At 57.8% G+C, this 25028-nt stretch carries 20 protein-coding genes; 3 read left to right on the top strand and 17 right to left on the bottom strand.

What is annotated here, in order from left to right:
• Positions 1-149: 149 nt before the first annotated feature.
• On the top strand, positions 150-1526 hold the full coding sequence (locus G547_RS0101960; protein ID WP_027328402.1) for an MATE family efflux transporter: 1377 nt from the start codon (positions 150-152) through the stop codon (positions 1524-1526).
• Between the two features lie 151 nt (positions 1527-1677).
• Entirely contained in the window at positions 1678-3285 is a 1608-nt protein-coding gene (locus tag G547_RS19655) for a glycoside hydrolase family 28 protein (RefSeq protein ID WP_051234600.1), read from the top strand.
• A 111-nt stretch (positions 3286-3396) separates the two neighbouring features.
• Here the strand turns inward: G547_RS19655 and G547_RS0101950 are convergent, their stop codons facing one another.
• The gene (locus G547_RS0101950; protein ID WP_027328401.1) at positions 3397-4179 is read right to left on the bottom strand and encodes a TatD family hydrolase; all 783 of its coding nucleotides are present in this window, start codon (positions 4177-4179) and stop codon (positions 3397-3399) included.
• A 161-nt stretch (positions 4180-4340) separates the two neighbouring features.
• Between G547_RS0101950 and G547_RS0101945 the strand changes: the two genes are divergently transcribed.
• Positions 4341-7322, top strand: a complete 2982-nt coding sequence (locus tag G547_RS0101945; protein ID WP_051234598.1) for an EAL domain-containing protein — start codon at positions 4341-4343, stop codon at positions 7320-7322.
• A 15-nt stretch (positions 7323-7337) separates the two neighbouring features.
• Here the strand turns inward: G547_RS0101945 and G547_RS0101940 are convergent, their stop codons facing one another.
• The 16 genes from G547_RS0101940 to pbpC form a co-directional block, all read right to left on the bottom strand.
• Entirely contained in the window at positions 7338-10910 is a 3573-nt protein-coding gene (locus G547_RS0101940) for a translocation/assembly module TamB domain-containing protein (protein ID WP_027328399.1), read from the bottom strand.
• Positions 10907-12694 (bottom strand): autotransporter assembly complex protein TamA, encoded by a 1788-nt coding sequence (locus tag G547_RS0101935; RefSeq protein ID WP_051234596.1) that lies wholly within the window; start codon positions 12692-12694, stop codon positions 10907-10909. The genes G547_RS0101940 and G547_RS0101935 overlap by 4 nt, the downstream gene beginning before the upstream one ends.
• Positions 12695-12873: 179 nt before the next feature.
• Positions 12874-15471 carry a glycoside hydrolase family 9 protein gene (locus G547_RS0101930; protein ID WP_036186421.1) on the bottom strand — a complete coding sequence of 866 codons (2598 nt, stop codon included), beginning with the start codon at positions 15469-15471 and terminating at the stop codon, positions 12874-12876.
• 133 nt (positions 15472-15604) lie between these two features.
• Entirely contained in the window at positions 15605-15922 is a 318-nt protein-coding gene (locus tag G547_RS0101925; RefSeq protein ID WP_027328396.1) for a hypothetical protein, read from the bottom strand.
• 84 nt (positions 15923-16006) lie between these two features.
• Complete coding sequence (locus G547_RS0101920) at positions 16007-16282, bottom strand: hypothetical protein (RefSeq protein ID WP_027328395.1); 276 nt, start codon at positions 16280-16282, stop codon at positions 16007-16009.
• Between the two features lie 54 nt (positions 16283-16336).
• Positions 16337-16765: a hypothetical protein gene (locus G547_RS0101915; protein WP_027328394.1), complete on the bottom strand. Its 429-nt coding sequence runs from the start codon at positions 16763-16765 to the stop codon at positions 16337-16339.
• A gap of 44 nt (positions 16766-16809) precedes the next feature.
• On the bottom strand, positions 16810-17079 hold the full coding sequence (locus tag G547_RS0101910; RefSeq protein ID WP_157209753.1) for a hypothetical protein: 270 nt from the start codon (positions 17077-17079) through the stop codon (positions 16810-16812).
• A gap of 146 nt (positions 17080-17225) precedes the next feature.
• The gene (locus G547_RS0101905; RefSeq protein ID WP_157209752.1) at positions 17226-17765 is read right to left on the bottom strand and encodes a hypothetical protein; all 540 of its coding nucleotides are present in this window, start codon (positions 17763-17765) and stop codon (positions 17226-17228) included.
• A gap of 85 nt (positions 17766-17850) precedes the next feature.
• Positions 17851-18339, bottom strand: a complete 489-nt coding sequence (locus G547_RS0101900) for a hypothetical protein (protein WP_157209751.1) — start codon at positions 18337-18339, stop codon at positions 17851-17853.
• A 194-nt stretch (positions 18340-18533) separates the two neighbouring features.
• Entirely contained in the window at positions 18534-18842 is a 309-nt protein-coding gene (locus G547_RS23280; RefSeq protein WP_157209750.1) for a hypothetical protein, read from the bottom strand.
• Between the two features lie 12 nt (positions 18843-18854).
• Positions 18855-19316: a hypothetical protein gene (locus G547_RS0101890; protein WP_157209749.1), complete on the bottom strand. Its 462-nt coding sequence runs from the start codon at positions 19314-19316 to the stop codon at positions 18855-18857.
• 16 nt (positions 19317-19332) lie between these two features.
• On the bottom strand, positions 19333-19638 hold the full coding sequence (locus tag G547_RS19650; RefSeq protein ID WP_036186415.1) for a hypothetical protein: 306 nt from the start codon (positions 19636-19638) through the stop codon (positions 19333-19335).
• A 105-nt stretch (positions 19639-19743) separates the two neighbouring features.
• Entirely contained in the window at positions 19744-20253 is a 510-nt protein-coding gene (locus tag G547_RS19645) for a hypothetical protein (RefSeq protein WP_157209748.1), read from the bottom strand.
• A gap of 36 nt (positions 20254-20289) precedes the next feature.
• The gene (locus G547_RS19640; protein WP_157209747.1) at positions 20290-20823 is read right to left on the bottom strand and encodes a hypothetical protein; all 534 of its coding nucleotides are present in this window, start codon (positions 20821-20823) and stop codon (positions 20290-20292) included.
• Positions 20824-20825: 2 nt separating this feature from the next.
• Positions 20826-22466 (bottom strand): hypothetical protein, encoded by a 1641-nt coding sequence (locus G547_RS22415; protein WP_051234590.1) that lies wholly within the window; start codon positions 22464-22466, stop codon positions 20826-20828.
• Positions 22467-22672: 206 nt separating this feature from the next.
• Positions 22673-25027 carry a penicillin-binding protein 1C gene (gene pbpC, locus G547_RS0101865; RefSeq protein ID WP_211224472.1) on the bottom strand — a complete coding sequence of 785 codons (2355 nt, stop codon included), beginning with the start codon at positions 25025-25027 and terminating at the stop codon, positions 22673-22675.
• Position 25028: the final 1 nt, after the last annotated feature.

Raw genomic sequence — 25028 nt, 5'->3', positions numbered from 1 at the left:
ATCCGCCATATCCCAAGTGAACACCGCCCTATTGTCCCGGCCTGCCCCGGAAGGTCAAGGGCTTTGCCAAAGGCCGGCCCAACTCGGGTATAGTGTTCCGCCCACACTCTCTCGAGCCGACACTGCCTCAACCCTGGAACGCCGCACCGATGGATGAAGAACACCAGCCACTCCCCACCCGCCCGAGCAGCGGCCGTCTCGCTCAGGTGTTGGCGGAATGGAAAACCCTGGCACTGCTTGGCGGCCCGATTGTGGTGGCGCAACTGGCCCAGATGGCCAACGGGGTAATCGACACGGTCATGGCCGGGCACTATCGCGCCGAAGACCTGGCCGCTGTGGGCATCGGCACCAGTCTGTGGTCGCCACTGTTGCTGTTCTTTTTCGGGGTACTGAGCGCGCAACAACCCACCATTTCCGGTCACCGGGGGGCGGGCGAGACCGACCAGATCATGTCGGTGACCTGGCAGGGCCTCTACATCGCCGGCGCGTCCACCGTGCTGATGATTGCCCTGCTGCTGAGTGCCGGGCCACTGCTGCCACTATTGGGCCTGGGCGACGAAACCGCCGCTATTGCCGAGGGCTACCTCCAGGCCTTTGTCTGGGGGGTGCCGGCGCTGCTGCTGACGATGTCGTTGCGGGGGCTGACCGATGGCCTGGGCCACACCCGGGTGATCATGGTAATTTCCCTGATTTCGGCGCTGATCAACCTGCCCCTGAACTATGTGCTGATATACGGCGAATTCGGTTTACCGGAGATGGGCGGCATCGGCTGCGGCTGGGCCACGGCGCTGTCCAATACCGCCGCCGCGCTGATCATGCTCGCCTACCTTCATTACAGCAAGCACTACCGTCGCTATCACCTGATCGGCGACTGGGTCGCACCCCGGTGGAGCCGAATTCAGCAACTGTTGCGCCTGGGGCTGCCCATCGGCGCCAGCATGTTTGTGGAAGTGAGCATGTTCGGGGTCATCGCCCTGTTTCTCGCCCCGCTGGGAGCGGTGGTGGTGGCCGGGCACCAGATTGTGCTCAACATCACGGCCGTGGTCTTTATGGTGCCCCTGAGCCTGGGCTTCGCCCTGACATTGCGGGTGAGCTTTCTCATGGGCGCAGGCACCCCGGATACCGCCCGGCTGCTGGCACGTACCACGCTTCTGCTGGGGCTGGGCATCGCCATGGTGCACATACCGGTGCTGCTGTTCGGACGGGAGTTCCTGGTCAGCCTGTACACCAGTGACCCGGAAGTGATCGCCGTGGGCAGCCGGCTGCTGGTCTTCGCCGCCATCTTCCAGCTCGCCGATATCCTTCAGGTCACGGCCATCAGCGCGCTGCGAGGCTACAAGGATACCCGTATCCCACTGGGCATCATGCTGCTCTCTTTCTGGGGCATCTGTCTGCCATTGGGTTATGTACTGACATTCACAGACTGGCTGGTTCCGGCCCTCGGAGCCAGCGGCTTCTGGTTGGCTCTGATCGTGGGGCTGACCTGTGCGGGCGTTCTGTTGATTACGCGCCTTTGGCGTTTTTGACGGGACTTTACCCTTTCCCGCCTCACCCCGGAGTCAACAGCTACCCCGAAAAGTGCTACTATCGCCGGGCTGTTGGGGGGTTGTGAGAGGCCCACCATGGCGTTTCTAATACTTATAATGTCAATCAGACCGATTTTGACGGGAGTAACCTATGAATTCATCAACTGTTCGGCGCTTGACGTGGCCCCTTCGTCGTCTGCAGACGCTGCTGGCCGCGGCCGTATTGATCACAGCCGGGCTGCCCGCCGCCGCCCAGATGGGGCCCGTGCCCCAAGACATCGCGCCGCTGAACCCACCCTTCGAAATGCCTCAGCTGAAGCGGCCCACCTTCCCCAATAAGAGTTTCAATATCCGCGATTTCGGCGCCCGGGAGATGAATAATGACCGGGACAATATGATCACCGACGCGGTGCACCAGGCGATTGACGCCGCCCACCAGGCCGGTGGCGGTCGAGTGGTGATTCCCGCAGGCAAATGGCTGAGCGGTTCTATCCACCTCAAAAGCAACATCAACCTGCACATCGCCGAAGGCGCCGAGGTTCTGTTCAGCACCGATAAAGACGATTACCTGCCTGTCGTTCCCCAACGCCACGAAGGCGTAGAAGCCTACAACTACGCGCCCATGATTTACGCCTCAGAGGTGGAAAACGTGGCGCTGACCGGCCAGGGCCTGCTCAATGCCCAGGGCGACCACTGGTGGGAGTGGTTTGAAGAACACGGCGCCCCGCCGCGCGCCAAAATGACACAGGTTCCCCTCTCTCGCCGAGGCTGGGGCAAAGGGGCCGGCGTCGAAGGCATGCGCCCGAGCTTTATCGTGTTCTGGAAATCCAAAGACATCCTGGTCGAAGGCGTGCACCTGCTGGATACACCCATGTGGAACGTCCACCTGATTTACAGCGAGAACATCATCGTGCGCGATGTGGACATCAACAGCCTGCGCGCACCCAACGGCGACGGGGTGGTGGTGGACTCTTCCAAGAATGTGCTGATCGAGTACAACCACTTCCAGACCGGCGACGATGCCGTGGTTCTGAAGTCTGGCATGAACGAGGAAGCCCTGGAAATCGACATCCCGTCTGAAAACGTGGTGGTCCGCCACTTCGAGGCGAAAAACGTACGCACCGGCAGCGGTGGCGTGGTGTTTGGCAGCGAAACCTCCGGCGGTCTGCGCAACATTTACGTGCACGATGCCTACTTCGATGGCAGCGACCGGGGCATCCGCTTCAAGACCGAACGCGGCCGGGGTAACGTGATCGAGAACATCTACATTCGCGATGTCACCATGAAGAACATCACTTACGAAGCCATCAACTTCAACAGCTTCTATACTGGCCCGGAAGCCACCGGCGTGGCGCCTACCGTGCGCAATATCGATATTCGCAATGTCACCATCGACACTGTTCCGACGGCTATCTCCCTGATCGGCCTGCCAGAGAAGTGGCTGGAAAATATTACTCTGAGCAACATCAAGGTGACCAATGCCGAAATGGGCGCGCGGATCGTGCGGGTAAAAAACCTTGTGATGAACGACGTGACCATCGAGTCCGACTCCCTGGCGATGACCGTGGACGACTCCTATGAAGTGCACTTCAACAACGTCAACCTCAGCGACAACGTCAGCGGCGGGCCGCTGCGCCTGGAAGGCCGGTACACCGGTGCCATTTACCTGAATGGGGGCATCAGTGAAGAAGACGTGCAACTGGGCACGGGCGTGTCGGAAGAGGTTATCAACCCGGAAACACCGGAACAGGCCTGGTAACCACCCAGCCCACGAAACACACCGGAAACGCCGCTGCGCGCAAGGCCAGCGGCGTTTTTTATAAAGGGCGCTTCCCCCGGGCCTGGGCGCCCTTCGGGAGCCGCCGGGCCATCATGTCAGCTGGAAAAATACTCTGGCATTCTGCGCCGTTTGCCGAGCGAGTGCGTCGGGGGCTTCCCCCCGGCATTCAGCCACCGTTTCAATGACGTAGGGCAGAAATGCCGGCTCATTACGGTTGCCTTTGGGCTTTTTCGGCAGGTTATGGGGGGTAAGATACGGGGCATCGGTCTCCACCATCAAGCGGTCAGCAGGTATGTGCTTTACCAACTCCCGCAACTCCGCCCCCCGACGTTGGTCGCACACCCATCCGGTAACGCCAACGGCACAGTCCAGCGCGAGGTAGTCCTCGAGTTCCTCCCGCGTCCCGGTAAAACAATGCACCACGGCGCCGACCAGCTGTGGCCGATAGTGTTTCAACAGTGGCATAAACGCCTCATGGGCATCGCGCTGGTGAAGGAAAACGGGTTTTTGCACTTCCACTGCCAGAATCAGTTGCGCTTCGAAGCAGCGAAGCTGATCCTCAGACGAGGAAAAATTGCGATTGAAGTCCAGGCCACATTCCCCGAGGGCAACCACGCCAGGCTCGCGCGCCAACGCGGCGAGAGAAGCAGCGGACTCTTCGCTCCAGTTTTTGGCATCGTGGGGATGAACACCAGCGGTGGCATAGAGCTCATTCGGATAGCTTTGGGCCAGCGCCAGGGCCTCTTCACTGGCATGCACCGAGGTGCCGGTCACAATTTGGGCATGCACCCCGGCTTCCCGCGCCCTGCCCATCACTTCACTCAAGTCTTTGTGAAATCGGCCGCTGGTTAAGTTGACGCCGATATCGATCATGTCGGACACTCGTTTCAGCCTCGCTTTTCAGATAAAGCACTCATGGTACCAAATCCAGACGCCAGAGCGATGGCACCAAAGTTTTGGCCAAGATGGCTGTGGCACCGCTATACTTGGGCTACCACGCTGACCGACATTTTTGAGGTGCGCGCACTCTGGCTATGACCAACCGCTCGTCCCCAGCCGAACACTACCCTCGCGCCAGCTTCTGGCTGGCCGCACTGGCGACGTTTGTTCTCTGCTCCGGGCTTCTGTCGGTATGGGTACTGGAGGAACGCCAGTCCCATATTCGCGAGAAACGCCTGCAGGCCTCCAGTCAGGCGGCCAACCGCGCGCGTATTCTCGAGGCCCACTTGCGTCATTCGCTGTCAGCCGCTTATACGCTCGCCACCTTTGTCCGCAATTCCGACGATATTGAAACCCGCTTTGAAACCATTGCCGGTGACATGCTGCGTTTCTACCCGGATGTGGTCGGCCTGTCATTGTCCCCCGGCGGCGTGGTCACCCAGGTCATGCCCCAAAGCGGCAATGAAGGGGCGATCGGTTTCAACCAGCTCGAGGACCAAGCCCAGGGAGCCGGCAGCCGGATGGCCTTGCGCTCGGGCCAACTGAGCGTAGCCGGCCCACTGGAATTGGTACAGGGCGGTAAAGGTGTCGTAGCTCGCTACCCGGTCACGATCGATGGAGAGTTCTGGGGGTTCACCAATGTCACCATCAGACTGAAGCGGTTGCTGGAAGTGGGCCGCCTGGATGAAATTGGCGACCAGGGTTACCACTACCAACTATGGCGGGAAGACCCGGAAACCGGGACGCGGCAGTTGATCAGCAGCAACAGCGAGGCGGAACTGCACGAGCCAGTCGAACAGGTCATCGCGGTACCCAATAATACCTGGACGCTGTCGGTAACACCGTCGGGCGGCTGGGTTCCGCACTCCTGGTTCACGGTGGCCTGGGCTCCGGTAATCCTGATCTCATCACTGCTGGGCTACCTGACAAAGGCCCTGCTGGACTTGCGGTGGCACAAAGGTAACCTGCAAAGAGAGGTCGCCCAGCGCACCGGGGAGCTGAGCACCAGCGTCGAGCGCTACCGCTCATTGATTGCTGCCTCGAATACCGGAGCCTGGGAGTATTTTCACGAGCAGAATTTCCTGCAATGCAGCCCGGAATACTTTTCCATGCTCGGTCGCCTGCAAAGCGACTATGACATGAATGGCCACTCCAATTTGAACGAAGCGTGGCTCGACTTGCTGCATCCCGAAGACCGGGAGCAGGCCGAGGCGGTGTTCGCCAACTACATTGCCACCGGAGCCGAGGGCATGTACGAAAACCGTTTCCGGATGAAACACGCCGACGGGCACTGGGTATGGATTCTCTCGCGCGGCCAATCTCTGCGGGATGAGGAAGGTCTGCTGCGCGGCATCACCGTTGGCACTCACACCGATATCAGTCAGCAGGTGGAGAACGAGGCGCAGTTGGAGCTGGCTGCCACGGTATTCGAGCGCGGCAGCGAGGGAGTGTTGATTACCGATGCCGACGAGGCCATCGTCATGGTGAACAATGCGTTTACACGAATCACCGGTTATCCCGAAGAGGAGGTTCTGGGGCAAACACCGAAGATGTTGTCGTCGGGGCGACACAATGCCGAGTTCTTTCGCGACATGTGGAATGAAATCAAGAAACGAGGCGTATGGCAGGGTGAAGTCTGGAACCGGCGCAAGAACGGCGAAATCTACCCCGAGTGGTTGAGCGTGAGCGAAATCAGCGATGAGGAGGGTCGCCCGACTTACTACATCGGCATCATCAGCGATATCAGCCGATTGAAGGAGGACCAGGAGGAAATCCACCGCCTGGCCTACTACGACCCGCTGACAAACTTGCCCAACCGGTCATTGCTGGAAGAGCGGGCGACATTCGCGCTAAAACTTGCCGAGCGCAACCGCGACACCGTCGCCCTTCTGTTTCTGGACCTGGATAACTTCAAAAACATCAACGACTCTCTCGGGCACAAGGCCGGGGACCGATTACTGCAGGCCTTTGCCGACCGGTTGCGTGCCATGGTGCGGGAAGAGGACACCTTCGCCCGTCCTGGCGGCGATGAATTCATTCTGCTGTTGCCGAATACGGATGCCAGCGGCGCGGCTCATGCGGCGCAGAAACTACTGACGCTGCTCAACCGACCGTTCCGGGTGGACGGCTACGACCTGTCGGTCAGCAGCTCAGTGGGCATCGCGCTCTACCCCGAAGATGGCGATCACTTGAGCCAGCTCTACACCAATGCCGACATCGCCATGTATCGGGCCAAGCAGAAAGGGCGTAACACCTACAGTTTTTTCACACCCGAACTGCAAACCCATTATGTGCGTTTGATGCAGATCGAAAACGCGCTGCGACAGGCCCTGGAAACCAACCAGTTTGAATTGCATTACCAACCGCAACAGGAAATGCACACCGGAGCGACCATCGGTTTCGAGGCGCTGCTGCGCTGGACGCACCCGGAGCTGGGCCGCATTTCCCCGGTAGAGTTCATCCCGATAGCAGAGAGCAGCGGGTTGATTGTACCCATTGGCGAGTGGGTGTTGCGCGAGGCCACCCAGCAACTCCGCCGCTGGATTGACGACGGAATCGCGCCGCCGAAAATCGCCATCAATCTGTCGGCAGCACAGTTCCATCAGCCCAATCTGCCGGACCTGATCATGACGATTCTGGACGATGCATCCTTGCCACCGGAGTATCTGGAGCTGGAATTGACCGAAAGTATGACGATGGATGACCCGGAGCGCGCGGTGGACATGATCAACCGCCTGCACGGGGCCGGTATCAGTCTGTCCATTGACGATTTCGGTACCGGCTACTCCTCGCTGAGTTACCTCAAGCGCTTCAAAATCAGCAAGTTGAAAATCGACCAATCGTTCGTGCGCGATATTACCCGGGACAACGACGACCGGGTCATCATCAGTACCATTATTACGCTAGCGCAGAGTCTGGGGTTGAGGGTCATCGCCGAGGGTGTGGAAACCCGCGAGCAGCATGACTTCCTCCGACGCCTCGGCTGTCACGATATGCAGGGCTACTACTTCAGCCGGCCCATTGATGCCGAACGGGCCTCGGAATTTTTGCGCCTGTCCACAGCCCTGCTGCGTTAACAGACGGTTGAGATCTTAGCGTTCGATATTGTAAATCAGGTCCACACTCTGGTGCAGACCAGACTCTGCTTCCAGGCGCAGGGACTCGGTAATTTCGTAACGCAGCCCCACACTGGAGGTCTGATCAAACAGCCCCACCACGTACTGGACGAACAGATCCGGGGTGAGATATTTACCGATGTACAGCGAACTTTCCTGGACGTTGTCCTCGGTCTGAATCCGGAATTCGTCCAAATTGAAGGTGTCAGCGATTTCCGCCGTGATAAAGCCGCTGCGCTTCAACCCAAGCCCCCCGATGGCGTTGACCAACATGGAGGCGTCCGCCGAGGAGGAGGAATTGAGCGATTTGCCGGTAAACAACATGGCCATGGCCTCACTGTCCGGCAACGAGGGGTTGGAAAATATCTCACTCCTGGGACGCTGCAAGGTACCACTGATCTGGAGCCCGACGACAATGTCGCTATCGACCCCGTCCTCAATGGTGCGGGTCGCTCGAATGTCCAACCCGGGGTTGTCATAAGGCCCTTGAAAGATAAGCCGCCCGCGCTCGATCTTGAGATTTTGCCCGTACGCTTCGTACCGGCCTTCGGCAACCCCCACCTCGCCCAGCACCAATAGGCCCCGCTCCGGCCCCTTGATCACTTGCAGCTCACCGGACAGACGACTTTGCAGACCAAAGCCCGAGAAACGGACGTCATCGCCCAATGACGTTTTCAGGTCGACGTGGACGGTACGTCCGGCCTGCTCACCCCCGCCGCCCTCGGGGTCTTTCAGCACCACATCATCGGATACCCGGGTGGCGGACTGGGGCAGTGATTTGAATTCGGCACGGGCTTTGGGAATCACGGCAGTGCCGGTCAGATCGATACGCTCAGGCGTCACTTCCAACGTCAGGTCCGGGGTGACCAACACCATCAGCTCGCGGGTGTTCAGCACCTGAAAATCTTTCCCCGTCAGTGTCACACTGATTTGGCGATCCGCGCTCCAGGGCTGATCTACTTGCCCATCCAGAGTTAGCTGTCCCTCCCCAGAGGTGACCTGCCCTTGCAGATTCACTTCATTATTCGCCGTCTGTGCCTGCAGGTTCAGGTGCTGCAGTTGTAGCCCCAGCTCCGGCAGTTTCGCGGTCGCCTCTGATAACCGCAGCTCACCACTGACGTCCGGTTTCTTGATGGTGCCGGAGACCTTCAGATCGGCGGTAAACTGCCCGCGAACATCCTGCAGTTGAGCGACCAGGGCCTCCAGCGGTTCAAGGGCATGGAAGTCGGCCTGAAGCTGTCCTTCCAGCGCGCCACTGCCCGTGTTTACGCCCAGAGTGGCCTGCAGACTGCCCACTTTGTCCCCCCAGTCACTGCGCAACCGGGCATCGATCTGCCCTTCCTTCAAGGTGCCCTCGAAGCGGGTACCCTGCCATTCGAAAACCTCGGCATCGTCTTCGCCAAACTGGTAGCGCAGCGCGCCATTGCGGGTTTCGAGATGCCACTGGGCGTTGGGCTGGGCCTGAGGTGGGGCCAGAAGCTCCAGGCGACCTTCCAGAGTCCCCTCCACAACCACTTCCGGCGTCAACCATCGGTGAGCGAGGCGCAACGGTAGCCCTTCGACCAGTGCCACGGCGCTGGCACCGCCTTGGGCCAGCCACTGGCCATCGACGCAAATTCGTCCCTCGGCCGGGCCCTGTCGGCGAGAACCGTCTTCTTCCTGACGCCAGCGGGGGGCCGGACTCAGGCACAAAGAGCGCACAACCACCTCATCGGCGGCCACCGTCAGGGGCGCTTCCCGGTCGAGTTCCCAAAAAAGCAGATCCGGCGGCTCGAGCTTGAGGTTGGTCAGCGCGCCGTCCCAGGCGCTACCGGTGTACCCACCGGCCAAGCGCCAGTTGGCTTGCCCCCAGTTTTCCGACACCAGGGTGGCATTGATGACATGGTCGTCAATGCCACCCTCGCCAATTACCGCGAAGGACTGCAACTGGTCACCGGGCACGTTGATATCGACCGCCGCCAACGCCACCTGGTAGCGCTGGCCTCGCCTTACGGCGGAAATCGTCAGTTGCTCCAGGCGATAGCGGTCCTGCCAGGAAAGACCGACCCCTTCGACGCTGACGCGACCGCCGGGCTCGCTGAGAGGGCCAGTGAGCTGGATATCTGCGGTCAACTCCCCTTCCAGCGCCGGGTCCAGCTGCGATAGGACCGGGGCGGACAGCTGTGCGTCGATATCAAGTTGATCCGAAACCGTGCCATTGAGCGTCAACCGGTTAGCCCCGAGTGCCAGTTCCAGCGCTTGAGCCTGGAGACGTTCGCCGTCATAGTCGAGGTGGCCAGTCAGGCTTAGCGCCAACGAGCGAAGCTGGCCGGCAATATCAAGTTCGCTGACTCCGGCCTGCAGCCCCTCCGGCGTCATTTTCCCCTCGCTGGTGAATTGGCCCCCGATACTGCCCGGCCAGGACTCCAGCGCCGCCCAGGGGAGCGCCGCCGGATTCAGTTGATTCAATGACAGTGCCAGGTCCCACTGGAGCTTGGGCGCCCAGGCGAGGCGGCCCCGGGCTTGCAGGTCACCCTCCGGCAGCACGAGCGTCAAAGGCTCAAGATTGAGCTGTTTCAGGTCGCCCTCACCGGCCAGATCCAACTCCAGTGCGGGTATGCCCGAGCCGGAGGCCCGAACCGTGGTATCGACCTGATACCCACTGAGCCAACCTTCGACCTGAAGACGACCGCTGGTGCGCAGATCCGCCAACGTCTCGGGGAGCCCGACGGCCGCGGGAAGGGCCTGCTCCGGCCAACGACTGTCCATCACCAGTTTCGGCTCCGCCTCCGGGTCGCTGAGGTTGGGCCAGAAGCGCAGGTCGCTCTCGATCGTGACCGGCGACTGTAACGTGTGCTCCGCTGTCAGGCTGGTCAGGTCGCCTTCCAGGTTGCCTTCCCCGCGGAACTCGATCTCGCCCCCCTCCGGGGGCGACAGGCGGTAATGCCATTTCAGGGCCAACTTGGCGTCATAGGGGTAGCTGACGCCAATGCGCCCATTGGCGGTAGCGCCATAGCTTGGAGCGGCGACGGTCAGGTCCCAGACCCGCAAATTGAAGGTGCCAAGGCTGGCCGTACCGCTGACCCGTTCCAGAGGGGTTTCAGTCTCTCCCTGATAGATACGGATATTGCGCAGATCGACACCGCCGAGCTCAATGCGAACCGGCAGGGAAATATCGGGCCACTCTATGGATTCAGAAGCGCTCGCAGGCTCTTCTTCCTCGGAGGGTGGCGGCAAGTGAAGCTCGACGGCGCTCGCCCGCAATGACTGCACCGAGACCGCACTGTAGAGCAAAGAGAGAGGCTGCCAGCGAAAAGACAAGTTCTCGACACGGTACCACTGGTTTTCCAGGCGATATTCGACCGACTGAACATCAAGCCCGGTGATCAGATCTCCGCTCATGCCCTCAAAGGTCAGCGGTAAGCGCTCCGCCACCTGGTTGAGCACCCAGCGGCTGCCGGACTCGGTGGCCAGTATGGCGCTGACCAGCGCCAGCGTTACCACCACTACGCCCACCACACTGAGCAGCGTCCAGCGCAACCATTTCAACACTCGCCGGAACCACTTCATAAATCAGGCCCCATGCTCAGGTGGAGCTTCCAGCCTTCTTCGCCGTCCAGGGCACGGGCGACGTCGACGCGTACCGGTCCGATGGGCGAAATCCAGCGCAAACCGATACCGGCGCTGCGCATCATGTTCACATCGGAGTGGTCAAAAGCGTTGCCCTGATCAAAAAAGGCGGCCACCGCCCAATTGGACTTGAAGCGGTAGTCGTACTCAATGCTTTGCGTGATCAGGTTCCGCCCCCCGACCACAACCGGCTCGCCCGTTTGGTCGTCAATCTCCGTGGGACCCAGGGATTTATAGTCGTAACCGCGCACACTGGCGTCGCCCCCCGCGAAGAAACGCTGGGAGACTGGCAGGTCGCCCACTTCACCCACTTCGGTGATACCGCCCTCCAGGCGCAACAGCAACCGCCCCGGCCCAATACCGTAAATGCCCTTGATACGGCCGTAGAGCTGAACGAAGCTCGTGTCCGAGCCCAGTGAAGACGGTGAGCCGGAAACCCGGCCGAGAAAACTCCAGCCCGAGGTGGGGTAATTACTGCCATCGCTACGGGTGCGCGAAAGACTGAAGGCCGGAATCAGCAGGTCCGATCGCTGTTCGGGTTCGCCCCCCACTTCGTAATATTCCTGTTCGTAGTTGAGCGAGTAGGTCTGCAGCCAGTCACTGCCCTCCGTCGAGCGGGTGTAGCTGGTACCGAGGGTACTGACGTCGCTGCGGGTGTCGTCTGTTTCTTCACTCTGGTACCCGGAATAGAACCGGAGGGTTTCGTGGGCAGGACGGCTCATGGGGATGTTGTAGGAGGCCTCTACATTGGTACCCACTTCTGACACTTCCAAGTCGGCATTGAACCAGTGGCCACTGCGGTTCACGTAGCGATTTTCGTATCCCAGAAGCAGCCGTGCGCCGGTATCCGTCGCATAGCCCACACCGGCCGAATAGGCGTGGCGCTTGCGCCCTTCCAGCTCGATGTCGACGGGCACCCGCTCTCCCTCAAGCGACTGAAGCTGCGGGGTGACGCGCACTGAGCGGAAGTAGTTGGCCGCATTGAGGCGGCTTTTCAGCTCCAGCAGCGGTTCGGTGTCATAGGGGTCGCCGGACTCGAAGGTCAGGTAGCGGCGAATGAACGACTCTTTCAAAATGTCGTGCTTGAGGTTGATGCCCCCGAAGTGATAGCGGGGCCCGGTGTTGTAGATCAACTCCACGTGGGCGCTGTACTCATCCTTATCCACAACGACCCGGGCCCGCTCGAACTGGCCGTCAAAGTAGCCATGGGCCGAGGCCAACACATTAAAGCGACTTTTCAGGGATTCGTAACGGCCGTGATTCAGGACATCACCTTCGTTCAGGTCCGGCTTATCTATAATCTTCTGAAATGTACCATCGCTCCCGCCTTCGCCCTTGATCTGCAAATCCATTTCAGTGATGCGCACCGGCTCGCCAGGGTGCAGGGTGATGGTGAGCGCCCAGCATTCGTCGTCGCGGCTGAGCTGACGGTCACTTTCCAGATGGTAGTAGCCCAGGGCCCGGGCGGCGGATTGCACCTGACGGCCCAGTTCGCGCATCCGGGCTCGCAGCCGCCACAGCGCAGTGTCGCAAGGCTCCTCCCCGATGGAGAGAAAGTTCCGGACATTTTCGCGCAGGGCCTCGTCGCCTCCCTCAACCTTGATCTCGGGGGCAGCCCAACTGAAGGGGGCGATCAATAGCAGGGCGACACCGAGGCCAAGCCTGGGCCAGCGCCACCACGAAGAGGAAAAAAACGTTAACAAAATCCAGATCCGATCAATCAAGGGTCGTCCCGTGAGCCGCTACTTTACCGGTTTGACCGTGGAACTCAAAGGGTGTTGCGTCTATCTCCAAAACTAGCGGGTGATAGAGGGTTCGGCAAGAACGGGAAAATGGACGCCTCACAGACAAAAACGGCGCCCTTCACGGGCGCCGTTGTGCGGAAGGATCAAGGATACCGCAATCAGCGGGCGAGGAGGGACTCCGCCGCCTTGGCAAGAAACAGGTAGCTGCCTCCCACCGTGATCACGTATTCATTCTGGCCCCAGAAAAAAGGCCAGTTGCTCTTGTTTTCCGGGTAGTCCGGCGGCAGCACCAGAATCCCCGGGACGATCCCGCCCGGAATGAACGAAAAATCCGCCCGGTTGTTGCCGTAGGCGATGGTCTGGGAGGCTGGCCCCAGTCCGGAAACAAACGAGTAGCTGGAATCCGGATGCAGGCCATAGATGAAGTTCAGACTGCGATGCACCAACTCCTCCTCCACGATCTCCGGGAAGGCCTGGTTGAGCCAGTAGTTGGTAACTCCAAAGCCCACCACGGTGCCCGCCCCGGCCCAGCCACCGCGGGTAATGGGTACGCCGAACGGGTTGTCTGCCTCCACCTGCGCGATACTCGCCCGATAGTCACGGGTGAGTTGCTCCAGTTCTTGTCGGTAGGCGTCGTCCATATAGGGCAAGGCCAGCACCAGCATAAAGGCGTGACCGGCAAAGTCATCGCGAACCTTGGGCAGAAGCTCGCCCACTGCCTGGGCATAGCGATCTTTCTCGGTGGCCAGCAACAGCTCCACCGCCGCCTTCAGGTGCTCTTCATTGAGACCACGTCCGGTCGTGTTACCGACCCGAAAGGTATTGGGTTCGCGCCCCGCCTCATACTCCCAGACACGCTCGGCAGTAGCCAGACTCTCTTGGGCCAGCTCGTCGTTGTAGCCCTGAAGCGCCCGGCTGGCAGCGGCCAGCGCGGCCGCGGAGCCATAGTTCAGGGCCGTCGTGTTCGAGGTAAACGCCCAACGATCGTCAAATCGGCCGCTGCGATTGCCCTCCTCTTTCACCACCGGCTCTTCGGGCGTCGGATCGACCGTCGAGGGCTCGTACATCTCACCCACGGAGCGCTCATCCGACAGTGGATCCAGACTCGGGTCATAGACCTTATTGTCGGTTTTGGTGGAGCCGTCCCCCAAGTGGGGGTACTGGTACAGATGGCCGGCCACAATGCCGGGGATGGCGTGACCCACCGCCCGATGCTGGGCAATCAGCCCCAAGGTCCCGTGCTCAATCTGCTGCAGCAGGTCCGGCTTTCCGTCGGGCCGGTGGATCTGTGTGTACTTCTTCGCCTGGGAGACTGTGGTGGTATCCCGGTCAACGCCGAACTGCTCCCACACGTGCACCAGGTGCTGCACGGTAAAGTACTGGGACTGGGTGCGAATATCGTAGTCCCCGGCGTCATACCAACCGCCGTAATTCAGGCCCGGGATGTGCTCGAAAGGCTCGAACGCGGTATCGGTGGTGTCGCCGTGAGCGAAGAGATCAAAGTGCTCGTAGTTCGGCGGCGCCTGCAGGGCATCATCGAGGTGAGAGGCGCCGTGCCAGACCCGATAGGCCTCGCGCACGGTCATGTGATCCATCTGCACCGGAAAGAACACGTCCAACGTGAGCTGCCAGGTGTCGCTGCGGGCCTCCTCGCTGATGCGGAATACGCCCGAGGTCTGGTCGCCGTACTCCAGCTGGTACAAGCCGGGCTCCCGAACGTCGGAGAAATCAAAGGTCAGGTAGCGATAGCGCAGGTACTCGCCCCACTGCTCCGGATCCTTTTCCAGAACCACGGCAGTCTGACCGTTTTCCGTCACCTTCACCAGGCGCATGCTGTCGACGCCGGGGGCGTTGCTATCCAATTCCACCACGGCCTGCTTGGGCTGGGCCGGGTGGTAGCCAAGCTGGGAATAGCTGATAACGGGGTCCCGCGTCCAACCTGAGATACCGTGGATATCCAGCTCCCATTCGGCCACGGTACCGGTTTGCCCCGCCGGCAGCATGCTGCGCACCACATACCAACCGTTTTGAGCCTTGTTGCGCCCATCAAACAGCATCAGCTCCCGGTCATCGTGCCGGTTGCGAATGGAGATTCGGCGCTCGGGGTCTTCCGGCGCCAACACCAGTTCCCGACCTTGGGCGATGGGTGTGGAAACCGTGCGCCCCTCCTCATTTACCCGCATCGGCCCGGCCGGATGGCGGGGAAAAGTGCCCGGCGCGCCATCGGCGAGGTAGCCTTTGCCAAAATAGGCCGCTGGCAGGAATTCCATATTCAGCCCGGCTTCGCCTTCCAGATGCCCGGGCAGCGGCTCATCCAGTTGGACGCTGATACGCACTTTGCCGTTTTCGGTGGTAGTGATCACCTGATACTGGAAATCGTGCTCGGGATAGGCCAGCTCAGTCACCACGCGGTGCTCGTCAGCCTCAACCCGACGCTCCACCAACTGGCCCATGCCATCCCACTGTTCGGGCGTCGCCTGCAGCCGTACATCGCCATTGGTCGCGGTGCGCTCGCCGTGATGAATGATCTCGACCCCGCTGGTTTTGGAGTCAAAGAACAACCCGCCAGGCGGGTTACTGAATGGCAGGACATTGGCCCCAGGGCGGGCAAAGTAGACTTTATCGGTCAATTCGTAACGGGCGTTGCTTTCGCCGCTATCTGACCCCACCCCGGGCGCCGTACAGGCACTGAAAATGGCGGCCGACCCAAGCGCCAAGGCCAGCGGCCGGGCAATGGCTGTGATTGTCTTTATCATAGGTACCCCTCACTACATATTTGTGTATCGCCAATGGTCAGTACTCTTGTATTCATTGTGACCATATGGCTGAAGGATACCATAGCCTAAAGTGTGGGAATTTGCGAGGGGGTTGGAGGGATACTCAGCCCCTTTAGCGCCAAAACCCACCGGTGAGGATAACGGGCACCGCCTGCAGCAAGGCGATCACGAAGAGCACCCCCATGGTCCATGTATACACTACCCAGCGGGACCGACGGCTTCTGAAGCGACGCCCTATCTGAAAGAGCCCCACCACTATTGCGCTGAAAATAATGGGAAACAGCCCACGTCCGATGGCGCCGCTGATCAACGGCTCCTGCAGGGAACCCATATAAAGATTCAGCACAACCGCCAGGGAGGTCAGGACAACAGAAAGAATAACCATGGTAAGAGACAAGCTAGAGCGAGTTTGTTTTGAGTTGAATTCCATAAACCATTTCTCCTATTTTCAATTATTGAGCGCGGAAGCAGGGCCCGGCCTCGTATTTTGCTTTGTGGCCAGCAGGCCGGCCACCTACCTCTCACTCAGTATCCTGGTAACCTGATTTAACCTGTCTGCGATCAACACCTCCTCGGGGCTCGCTAACTCTCTGGAAGCCATTACCGCATAAGTGAACGTCCGATCGCCCAACTTCGATACGGGATCAACGCCCGAGCTAGCGTTCTCAACAATGAATTCCATTTGTAGCCGTATGGCTTTCAAGAATCCCTCTTCCCCGTACCGCTCGGCGTACTGGTTTAATTGATCGATCGCCGCCTCGGCGGCGGCGCTCAGCTTATTAAAATCCATTGAACCTCTTCTCCCGTTTGCCGACACCTAGGAAGTTATCCTTGGCTTATTTACTCAGGACCACGAAGAGATTAATGATTCACACAAACCCCGATTCTTCGACACCTCGCACAAGTAGGCCATAAAGTCTTCTTCAGCGTCCATTTCGGGTTCGAGGGGTTCGAAGTTCGGTATGGATGACCACCATGCCGGGTACTCAACAGAAAATTCAGACTGGCCGCCGCTTACCTTAAACAAGGTGGTTTTTGACCTGAAGTCGTGAGAAAAGCGGCAGTAAACACGCTCCGACAAGAGATCCCATACCTGATGATCAATTTGCAAGATCAGGCCGCCGGATTTCTCATATAGTGCTACCGTGTGCGTCTGAATGAACGAGAGTACGCCCTTTTTTCGATCGCAAAGCCTAGTCGCTTTCTGGACAGATAAGCTCTTCTCATCAAACTCTACGCGCGCACCTCGTCGCTCAGGCATCGTTAAGATCATATCTTCCTCGACCACCTACATTAAAGCCCAGACCTCACTATCGGTTACTTATCAGTCCACAGCTCTATAAACTCTTCATCATTTCTTTTTCTGGTCAACCAGACAAAGAGATCTTCAGACTCTTCATCAGACCAAGGATCGAGGTCATCCACCGGAGCCGGTGAATACGTTTCTTCAATAACGAGCTCGCGCCGCACCCAAAGGCGAAACACATTCTCGCCTTTTAGGATTTCAACCTCAACCTTCCACTCCGAATCCGTAAAGTGATACTCTTTTTGATTAACCAGGAGCCAGGGGCCTGTCTCTCCTGACACCACGCACACATACCCTCTGGACCACTTCTCAAAAAACCCCTTCTCCCTCGGAGCAGTTATAGCTTCAGATCTTGATATTTCTTGCGCTCGCCCGCTTTCCAAGTCGATACATAATAGGCGGCTTCAGTCTAAGCATTCAAAATTATCTACATCGATTCACCGGGCTTCAAGTAACGCTTTAGCTCCACCTCATCAACTGGCCCTGTAATCTCTTCATCAAGGACCGAATCTGGATGACGCCAGTGACCTGACAACTCTCGAGTGATGTTAGCTCCGATCTTGCTGGCTTTTACAAGACTAACTTCAAAGTCCTCTCTGAAATTTTTGGGTATATATTCCCACCATTTCCAGCCAACCACGTCCATGTTTCTGAAAATGTTATATATAGTTGATGCCCAACCGTCGACAAGAGCGCTTTCACCGCTTTTCTTATGCTCTTGAATTGCGTTCTTTATCCCCTCGCTATATGAAGAAATAGTTTGCAATACCTTTTCCTCCCAGGTTTCCGGCCAATCAGATCGATGCCAATTATGCCAATCCTCTTTTTGCGGTGGAAACCGGTAAAAATGACGTACAGCTTCGCTCAACTGTTCTCCGGCCTTATCGACCCATAATTTCATTTCCTCTATGTACTCGGTGCTGGAGAACATTCTTCTAACTAGAGCTTTTTTAAGATTACTATCCACAGAACTCCCATGGCTTTAAACTTCTTTTTGCGCGTAATAATTACCAAGCCATTTCTCGATTTTTTATCATAAGTTCAATCAACATCTACACCGATTCGCCAGGCATCAAGTAACGCGTCAAGTCCTCTTCATCAATCTTTCCCGTTATCGATTCTTTTAAAATCGAATCCTCACTTTTCCAGGCCTGCGCTAACTCACGCACCACGTTAGATGCCATTTTACTCGCAACCACCAACTTATCGTTGAAATCCTGTTTATAGCTTGACGACAAGTAATCCCACCACCTCCACCCAAAGTTATCAAGGTTACGGAAAATGTTGTGCACACTCCCGGATGCACTTCGAATAGTGGATATTTTTCCGTTCTTGTAGCTTTCAATACCCTTTTCAAGGCTGGACTGAGTACCTTTTAGATTTTCTAGAACCCGTTGCCCCCATGTTTCCGGCCAATCGGATTTAGGCCATTGGCGCCAGTCCCGCTGCCGAGGGGAGAGAAGGTAGAATTCGTTCAGCGCTACTATAAGACTGTCTATGGCGCCCTGATGACAATGACACATCTCCTGCATATAATCCACGCTAGAGAACTTTCGCTTTAGCAGCACTTTCTTTAAGGAGTTTTCCATAATTCCCGATTAAGCCAATACCCAAAGAGTCCGTCGTAACTTCAAGTTCTTTCTACAACCAAGAGAGCGCCAGGAATTTACACAGCTCTCGGCCTTTCGATACCTTGCAGGCGTCCGATTGAGACAGCTCACCCTTGAAGAGCTCGCTAATCTTTCCCTTCCATTGAATCCAAAACGCTTTGCATCGTTGAAGAAACCCCGCCCGACAGCTGTATACGAAATTCAACGTAAGCTTCTTCAAGATCAGGAAAGTTCCTCATAAGCCCTTCATTGAATTGATACGATCCGGGGATGGCGTTTTCGTCAACAGGAAATTCAACCTCCATTCGAATCGCTCTTTCGATTATAGGCGAAAGAGAGTTTTTCACTTTTCCCAGGCAGGGCGGCAAGCTTCGCTCTCTACTCAATGCTTCTTTAAGGCTAATGGCCACCCGCTTAAGTTCAGACTTGTTCACAAGGTTCACGCATCAAAATTTAGACAACACTTCATCGACTACCCGTTCTTTTTCTACACCAGACAGAGAGCTCCATATCCTATGAGTCACATGTGGAATCTTCTTATCCACCATCTCAGAAGGCTCTATAGCTTCCCAGCAGTCGATGTTCTGGCTACCGCAAACGGGACACGGAGGGAACTTCCCTATACAGAAGTAGCTACCCTCTTCGTCGGGGTCGCACGCAATTATGCCGTAGGTCTTTCTAACTACATCAGCAATTTCACGTGGTCTCTTTCCTTCCATCTTTACATTAGTTTTTATTAAACTAAAAACCTCTTCATAGGTGTTGTCATTTAGCGCATCCAGATAGGCCTCGCTCGAAGCCGTTGAACTACGTAAAATAAACTCCCCATACAATCCCGAGGCCACCTCTCCAGCCTTATACTGACTACCGCATTCCGAGCATTTTACGTTAAGTGCTTTAAGTTTCACAAAGCCACCAGGTCACTCACATTCTTCGAATTTCTTCTAACACCTTCTCCTGCTTCTTTGAGAGGCCTCCCGATAACTGCATCCGGAAGCGGGCGTAAGCTCTTTCCAAGTCCGGATATGGGCGTAGCTCGCCATCATTGAAAAGGTGGGCTCCGGGAACCTTAGACTTAGCCATGGGGGCGTCTAGCTCTCCATTTTTTGATTTCTCTATGTATGGTTTCAAATCTCCGTACAATCCAGCTATCTTTGCAGGAAGATTTCCAGTCTTCTGGAAACAGACTTCCAATGCTTTGGCGGACTTGACCAGTTCATTAATATTCACAAAACCACCAGCCTAGAAAATCGCTTAGCAAGCGCAAACCGCCAGCCCCGTAACACACACTCCCTTTCAACCTATCAATACCCACGTACGAAGAGTTCGTTAACTTCAAGCGTTCTTAAGAAACCAAACGTCTACTTTTTCCGGGTCTACATTTTTTATCGACTCGGGTGTTAGCTTCGTCACCACGGTCCCATCTTCCAGGCGAGGAAAGTTGACGTTGTTTACAAATCGATCAAATTCTTGACGCCCACAACAGGGGCAAGGGGGAACAGACTCCAAAAATCGGGTAATCTTTTGGTTATAGTACTGTTTATAACCGCCACCGCTACTCGGCACGTGATCAGGCTTCTTTTCCGAAAGGACCAAGTCTTCAGAAGCATCGACCCAAATCACAGTGTTACAGAAACCACACTGCGCTCCTGCAGACAGGCTATCAGCCCACAACAAATAGAGCAGGCCTTTTCTCTCCAGGCCATCTATATAAGCTGGCATAACTCCTAATTCTGACGCTCTTCGGCTTTTCAGAAAAAATTGTCCTCCAAACTTTACGATATATAGAAAACCCATCATTTGCGACCGAGAACCATGGCGACTTCCTGTTCCGGCCATTTCCATAACTTCGAGGGACTTGATCTCTATTTGTCTACCGGTTTAAAGAGTTTCCCCTGGTTTTAGATACCTTCTCAAGTCTTTCTCATCAATAGGACCGGTAATCCGTTCATTGAGAATTTCGTCATCTTTCCAATAATCGGAAAGCGTATCCATGATGTTTGTGGCTATTTTACTGGCTTTCACCAGCTTGTCATTAAAGTCTTGTCTGTAAGAGGAGGGAAGGTGACTCCACCATCCCCAACCGAAGTTATCAAGGTTTCGGAAGATGTTGTGCACACTCCCGGACACACTTCTGATCGTGGAAACCTTTCCATTCTTGTAGTTTTCAATACCCTTTTCAAGGTTGGACTGAGTGCCTTTTAGATTTTCCAGAACTCTTTGCTCCCATGTCTCCGGCCAGTCAGACTTAGGCCATTTGTGCCAATCCTGCTGCCGAGAGGAGTGAAGATAAAATTCGTTCAACGCTGCTGAAAGACTATCGATGGCAAGTTGGTGCCATTGGGACAGCTCCTGCATATACTCCACACTAGAGAATTTTCGGTTAAGCAGTATCTTTTTCAATGAGTTTTCCATAATCACCATTCTGGCCAATCAGTAAGTTGGGGAGGAGACGGTTCCATGCTCCCGGGAGTAAGAAATAGTTGGGTATCGCCACCACCTAAGTAGAACTCCTTTCCTTCAATCTCTTCATATGGCTGCCCAGCAGCGGGACCCTCCCAGGCTTTCAGCCCACCTTCGCCCACCTCGTGTTCCACATAGTAGCCATTATCGTTCCACCCGTCCTTGACAGCATAACCACTACGCCACTCGGTCTTGTTCGCCGGCAATTCATAAGCCCAGAAGGCCCCGGCGTCATTGTTAGTTTCATCCACAATGCGATAAATTTTTGTGCCCTCGGGCAGCTCTACCGGTCGCGCCTCGGTAAAAGTTCTAAAGGTTTCATTGTTATTGTGGTTTAATGTGGGCCAGCCCTCCTCCACCAATTCGTCATGGTTGCTAGGAAGCTCTTTCATCCCGCGTAATTCAGCTGGCATCGGACCCTCTTCCGCGCCCATTGGCCTACCGTCCGATTGTAGCGTGTACCGATCGCCTTCAGCACCATCCGTATGCACACGTTTATGAATGCGATCTCCCGCTTTAGGCTTTTCAACCTCTGGATCCGATGTGTATCTGGGTTTCAGATCAATGGTATCCGGCTGATCCGTATTGGTGGTCGTTTTCTGATCCACCGGTGCATCCACGCTTTTGTTGAGTTTTTTGCGGCGCAGCAGGCGGGCCAGTTTGCGGAACAGGTGGCCGAGGTTGCGTAGCCGGGCGGCGTGGCGGAGTTTGGAGGTGGCTTGCGCGACGTTGCCGGCGCCACCGGTGAAGATGGCCAGCAGGGCACCGAGAACGAGTTCGAATACGCCGGCGCCGGCGAATTCGGCCCATTCGACGCTGTGTTGGGCGTCGGCCATGTCCTCGGCGAACTGCTTGAGCATGTCCTGGGTTTCTTGGTCATCGGCGATGAAGGCGGCGATGTCGTAGGCTTCGGCGACCATCTGCATGAGCTGGCGCAGGCGCTCTTCGCTCAGGTCATCGGGCTCGACGCCCAGCAGGCGGGCGACGTCTTTCTTGTGCTCGTTCTGGAGGTTTTCATTGACGCTGTCATACCACTCGTCCCAGGTCAGGTCGCCGCTTTGATAGCTCTGGTAACCCGCTTTAAGCACGTTGCCCAGTTGATTGATCGGGCCGAGGTAGTCGGCAATCTGAACGACTTTGTAGGCGGTGTCACCCACAAATTCGATCACGCCGACCGCGCCGCTCCACAGGCCTTTGCCAAAAGAGTGGATATGGGTAAAAGCCCGGCGGGCGCCGCCCATCTGTTCCAGTTCGCGCTCGTACTCTTCGGCTTCGGCGCGTTGGTCTTCGATAATCTGGTCGAGGACGGTCTGGATGGCTTTGCGGGTTTCTTCGAGCTCTTTGTCGGTGCTTTCTTCCGGTAGCAGGCTGACCTGGACGTTACCGGCGGGCAGTCCCGCGAGGCACACTTGGCCTTCGTCGTTCAGCCGGCCCGTCCAGAGCATGCCTTCACTATCGAACGCCTCGTAGGTGCCGTAGATGGGCGCACCATTCTGGTAGCGGTATTCGAGTTCGAGCCAGTGATTTTCTTCGAGGTCGGGTTTGTTTGGGTCCTTGCCGCCGCCGGCCGCAACGCCTTCTCCTATCTGGGTCACTCGCTTACTCCTGTCCTTGATCGTCAGCCAAACGTATCCCGTCCACTTCTGGCCGTGGAGCCTGGGGGGAAACAAACAAAGGGAAGGTAAAACAGTGTCGTCTGAGGGGTCGCATGACGGTCACTCCTTGTGGTTCCGTGTCAATTGTCAAAGGGCGCATAGTGCCACAACCCTCGCGCCATTAGCGTGACAAGGTTAACGGATTCTCACTCAGAGCCCAAGACTTTGAACCATTTTTCCAGATGATAACCGTCCCGATCCACCAGCCGCAGCTTGTGCCAGCCGGGTTCCAAGGAGACCGCCTGCTCGTGAAAGAGTCGGGTTTGCCCCAGAAACTGTTCATCCAGGTGCCAGAACAGCTCCGTTTCGGATTGGCGGTGCACCGCTTGTAATACCACCCTGCCCCGGCGTCCATCCAGCTCGGTGGGGATATACACCTGGCTGCCATCGCGGGGGTAGATCAGCGCCATGGGTTGATCGTCCGAGTACTGACTCAGGCGCGCAATGCAGTCTCCGCGCCAGGGGGGCACCGGGTGATAGTCATTGTGTTGCCGGCGCCAGAAGTAGCCCTGCAGCGGCGGTAACATAAACCAGTCGCGGGTCTGCATGGCACTGACCCGCTCACAACCGGCATGGACCCGAAACTGGCCGGTGGCGTCGAGATGCAGCCGCTGAAAGTGCGGAGAGGCCATCTGGAAGTGGCTGTTCCGGGGCGCATCGATCTCCCGGGCGGGACATTGGCCGCCGGCCAGGTAGCCGTCGGCCCGGCAGACCGAGACCGTTTTCAGCGCACTTTCCGGTTTGGGAAACCAGCGCTGGTCCCCCAACTGTTCGAACACATCAAACAGCACCGGCGCCGCACTGTGCTGGCCGCCGAGCGAGGCCGCGGGCTCGCCCCCCGCATTGCCGGCCCAGACACCCACGGTATAACCGCCGTTGCTTCCGATGGCCCAGGCGTCCCGCAGACCGTAGCTGGTGCCGGTTTTCCAGGCGATGGTCTGGCTGCCACTGAAATCACGCCAAAGGCTGTCGACACCGGGGCGCACCACGTTGATCAGCGCCTGCAGCGTCAGCCACGACGCCCCCTGCCCCAGGGTGTCCGGCGGCATCGGCGTCACAGATTCACCGGCAAAGCGCCGCGCCCGTGCTGGAAGTGCCTCAAGGCGACCGCCCCGCGCGGTGGCAGTCAGTCGGGCGTAGAGGTTGGTGAGTTCCCACAGGGTGCCCTCGGCGCCCCCGAGAATCAAAGTCAGGCCATAATCGTCCGCCGGCCGGAACAGCGTGGTCATGCCCAGGTCCTGCAACTGGTGCTGGAAGCGCTCGATGCCATAGTCCCGCAGCATATGTACCGCCGGCACATTTAGAGAGCGAGCCAGGGCCCGGTGGGCGGGGACGGCGCCCCGATATTGCCGGTCGTAGTTCTCCGGCCGGTAGCCGCCGAAGTAGGCGGGCACATCGGGCACCAGCGTGGTGGGCAGGAGCTCGCCCTCTTCGAGCATCAGTCCGTACAGAAAGGGCTTGAGAATACTACCGGTGGAGCGGGGGCGCTGGGCGATATCCACCGCCGGCGCGTAGCGGGCGTCCTGGCTCGCGGCGTGATTACCGATGTAGGCACGCACGGTCATGTCGCGATGATCAATCACCACGACCGAGAGATTGTGTGCCCCCTCGCGCGCGAGTCGACGACCGTGGCGCCCAGCAATCCGGTTAACACTGGCCTGCAGGCCCGTTTCAACCGTGGACTGAAACACGGACCGCTCGGGATAAGTCGCGGCGAGTGTCGCGAGCAGATGGGGCGCCTGGTCGGGAAGGGTCCGGGGACGCTCCGGCAGCGGTTCGCGAACCGCTAGCTTGAGATCCATGGGGGCAATGACGCCCTGCTCGGCCAGGCGGCGAAGCAGGGCATCACGGCGCGCCTGTAACGCCTGCCGCTGACGGCCGGGATGAATCAGTCCGGGGCTGTTGGGCAGGACCGCGAGCGTTGCCGCTTCGGCCCAGGAGAGCTGGTCCGGCTCACGTCCAAAGTAACGCCAGGCAGCCGCCCGCAGGCCGACAATATTGCCGCCGAAGGGTGCATGGCTGGCGTAGAGCGACAGCAGTTCCTCTTTGGTGTGGTGCCATTCCAGATGAAGCGCGCTCAGGGCTTCCAAGGCCTTGTTGCCAAGGGTTCGAGGCGGATCCTCCCGCACCATGCGTGCCAGCTGCATGGTCAGGGTACTGCCGCCACTGGTGACTTCCCCCGCCCGCCAATTTCCCCAGGCGGCGCGCACAATGGCGATAGGGTCCACCCCCGGATGCCACGGAAAACGTTGATCCTCAAAGGCCAGCAATGCCTGCCGGTATTTAGCCGGCACCCGCTCCACCGGGGCGAAACGCCACTGCTCATCCTCGGCGATGCGGGCGCCCAACAATTGCCCGTCTTGCGCCAGCAACATGCGGGAGAAATCCCGTTGATGGAGGGCTTCGGGCAGGGGCCACCACTGCAGCAGAGCCGCCGCCCCCAGCAGAGACACCCCCAACACCCCGGCGGCCCAACCGAGCCTTACGCGACGCATGCTCATG

It is taken from the genome of Marinimicrobium agarilyticum DSM 16975 (assembly GCF_000423345.1).
In the GTDB taxonomy this organism is placed as follows: domain Bacteria; phylum Pseudomonadota; class Gammaproteobacteria; order Pseudomonadales; family Cellvibrionaceae; genus Marinimicrobium; species Marinimicrobium agarilyticum.
Note: the sequence above shows the minus strand (reverse complement) of the source record. Positions and strands in the feature narration are given on the sequence as shown.

Bases quoted from the DNA above. Each gene is read 5' to 3' on its own strand.
- G547_RS0101960 (WP_027328402.1), top strand. From the start codon at position 150: ATGGATGAAGAACACCAGCCACTCCCCACCCGCCCGAGCAGCGGCCGT.
- G547_RS19655 (WP_051234600.1), top strand. From the start codon at position 1,678: ATGAATTCATCAACTGTTCGGCGCTTGACGTGGCCCCTTCGTCGTCTG.
- G547_RS0101950 (WP_027328401.1), bottom strand. From the start codon at position 4,179: ATGATCGATATCGGCGTCAACTTAACCAGCGGCCGATTTCACAAAGAC.
- G547_RS0101945 (WP_051234598.1), top strand. From the start codon at position 4,341: ATGACCAACCGCTCGTCCCCAGCCGAACACTACCCTCGCGCCAGCTTC.
- G547_RS0101940 (WP_027328399.1), bottom strand. From the start codon at position 10,910: ATGAAGTGGTTCCGGCGAGTGTTGAAATGGTTGCGCTGGACGCTGCTC.
- G547_RS0101930 (WP_036186421.1), bottom strand. From the start codon at position 15,471: ATGATAAAGACAATCACAGCCATTGCCCGGCCGCTGGCCTTGGCGCTT.
- G547_RS0101925 (WP_027328396.1), bottom strand. From the start codon at position 15,922: ATGGAATTCAACTCAAAACAAACTCGCTCTAGCTTGTCTCTTACCATG.
- G547_RS0101920 (WP_027328395.1), bottom strand. From the start codon at position 16,282: ATGGATTTTAATAAGCTGAGCGCCGCCGCCGAGGCGGCGATCGATCAA.
- G547_RS0101915 (WP_027328394.1), bottom strand. From the start codon at position 16,765: ATGATCTTAACGATGCCTGAGCGACGAGGTGCGCGCGTAGAGTTTGAT.
- G547_RS19645 (WP_157209748.1), bottom strand. From the start codon at position 20,253: ATGGAAATGGCCGGAACAGGAAGTCGCCATGGTTCTCGGTCGCAAATG.
- G547_RS19640 (WP_157209747.1), bottom strand. From the start codon at position 20,823: ATGGAAAACTCATTGAAAAAGATACTGCTTAACCGAAAATTCTCTAGT.
- pbpC (WP_211224472.1), bottom strand. From the start codon at position 25,027: ATGAGCATGCGTCGCGTAAGGCTCGGTTGGGCCGCCGGGGTGTTGGGG.